Here is a 2,297-nt window from a genome sequence, read left to right on the forward strand (position 1 = left end):
GGGTACGCGGGGCACATCCGTTGGCGGTGCTATTTTACTGTGCAATTGCGCGCTGACTTGCAATCTATCATAATCCGGTCTGTGAGAGAAGATTGCTTCAATTTCATGTTGAAGAAGGCGCGGATGACTGAGATCGACATTGATAGTCTGGATGAAGCAACGCTGATGGCGCTGAACCGTCGCATCGTTGAGCGCCTGCAATATCTGCATCAGCAAAAGACGGCTTTAGCGTTGCAGGATATCAGGATCGGCAGCGGCGTGACGTTTACAGGGCCGGATGGAGCCGTAAATCGGGGCTTTGTTCTGCGCTGCAATCGTAAGACGGTGACGGTGCATACGGATGACGACAAGCAGTGGAACGTTTCACCGTCATTACTGACACTGACAGACCGCCATATTATGGATGAGGTGCCGGCAAAAGCAGGGCAGGTAGTCCCATTTTCAAAGCCTGGTGGTCGCAAGTAAGCGTGATCAGGCTTTTGCGATAATGAGAGCTGCAAGTTCAGGGGTCGCTGGCTGTTGACCGGGCACGCCAAGCCGGTCGCCGAGATAATGCCAGAAGGACAGACCAAGCTTTTTGCAGGTCTTCATGAGACCGAGCATGGTATCGCGGGCGACACGCCCATCCCGGCTCATGGTACCGCCAGAGATCTTGCGTTTGGTGACGCAACTCCTCAGATCGTTCTCGGACGCATTGGTGTGCAACGGGATTTCGGGTCGTTCGAGAATTTTCAGCAATTCGTACTTACGGCGCAGTAAGCGCACCAGAAGCTTATCCAGATCAGCATATCCGGTGCGAATGGAAAATATCCGATCGAACCTGACTTCAAGGGCCTGAGCTGCACGACGGCTGGGACTTCGGGCAAAGTCTTTCAAAAGCTTGTAAAAGAGCCAGATGAGTTTGCGCAGAGTTTCGACATGTCCGACCTGCTGGGGCGTTGCTGGCATCAGCTTGTGCAACAAGCGTTCAGCATGCACCCAGCACAATGCATGCTCCCCAACCCGGAATTGCCCTGCATCGTCAGAGACAATGACCGTATTGCCCATAAGCCCGTGATATCGGATGGCTCCCCATAGACCAGCTTCACCGAACATGCGGACCGTATTGTTGTCGAAGATATCGACGCCATTTCTGAGCAGATGTTCAAGAAACGGCACCTGATTGGGAAAGTGCTGTGGTTTGCGGGGGTGTAAGCGGGCTATGAGTGCAGGATCAATGTTACGGGCTTGCAAATAATCGAATGCTGCATCGTTAAGAACATAGTCGGTATAATTGCCACGCAGCAGCGACAGAAAGTTCAGCCGTGATTTCGTCTTTGTGGTGCGAAAGACGCTAAAATGCGCGTTGCCGATATGAGTAGTATAGAAATTATCGCGGGCATGACGAGCACCGGTGTCGTCGACCGTTACATAGTCTGCCGACACAAGACCAGTATGCAGAACCGCAGCATCCTCAGCGATAAAACCATCCAGGTTCCTGGTTAGCAGACGAACAACCTGTCGTTTCGAGATATCCACGCCGATATCGTTCAACAGCGTCGATAGTCGTTCCATCGTCACCTGGCCCTGTGCATGAAGCATTAAACACAACCGCAGCAGATTGGGTCCGTAGCCGCCGACAATTCCGGCAGGCAGCGGCGCAAGGATTGTTTTACCGTCCGGGGTCACCCAGCATTCGCGCCGGTAATGAATAACTTCAGCACGCAAAACCACGTCGCGCACGTAATAGCTTTTGTAGCCCTTAAAGCGTGATCCAGCCGGAACATCGGCATGAAGAACAACGTCGCGGTCAACGCGGTCCGCGTCCAGTTTGGGCCCACGAGGTTTCTTCTTGCCGCCGCTGCTGTCGTGAACCTTCGCGTCTGTGGCCTTGTCCATGCCTGACGGTTTGAACGGCGGTCGTGGTGCCAGGTTTTTCAGCCGCGCAATTTCATCGCGAAGGAGTTGGTTCTCAACTTTAAGCCGGGTGTTTTCCAGACGCAGCTCGGCATTCTCCTCACGGAGTGCTGCATTCTCAGCTTCCAGTTTCTCAAGTCGAGCCTCTGCATGTTCTGCCTTTTCAACCAAACCCGTGACCAGACTGCGCAACGCATTCAGTGAAAGCGTGTCAGCATGCTCAGGCGAGGGAAGCGTTCTCTTCGGCATACCAAAAGAGAATCATGATTTGCCAAAATCAGGAATCCCATAGCCATGAAATATCGATGCGGAACACGCGATATGCACAGGGTTTAATATTTCTGACTTCGACTCAAAAACAAAAGAACTGCCACCAAATCTGCCCCGGTTACAACGATGGG

Annotated in this window: 2 protein-coding genes; one reads left to right on the plus strand and one right to left on the minus strand. The window is 52.8% G+C overall.

What is annotated here, in order from left to right; all coding sequences use genetic code 11:
* The first annotated feature begins 108 nt into the window (after nt 1-108).
* Nucleotides 109-465 carry a hypothetical protein gene (locus KWJ32_RS27910; protein ID WP_128095173.1) on the plus strand — a complete coding sequence of 119 codons (357 nt, stop codon included), beginning with the start codon at nt 109-111 and terminating at the stop codon, nt 463-465.
* Nucleotides 466-471: 6 nt separating this feature from the next.
* Here KWJ32_RS27910 and KWJ32_RS27915 read toward each other — a convergent pair whose 3' ends face one another.
* Nucleotides 472-2,145, minus strand: coding sequence for a transposase (locus KWJ32_RS27915; RefSeq protein WP_256886614.1), 1,674 nt, complete (start codon nt 2,143-2,145; stop codon nt 472-474).
* Nucleotides 2,146-2,297: the final 152 nt, after the last annotated feature.

This window comes from Ochrobactrum sp. BTU2 (assembly GCF_024539785.1).
GTDB classification, from domain to species: domain Bacteria; phylum Pseudomonadota; class Alphaproteobacteria; order Rhizobiales; family Rhizobiaceae; genus Brucella; species Brucella anthropi.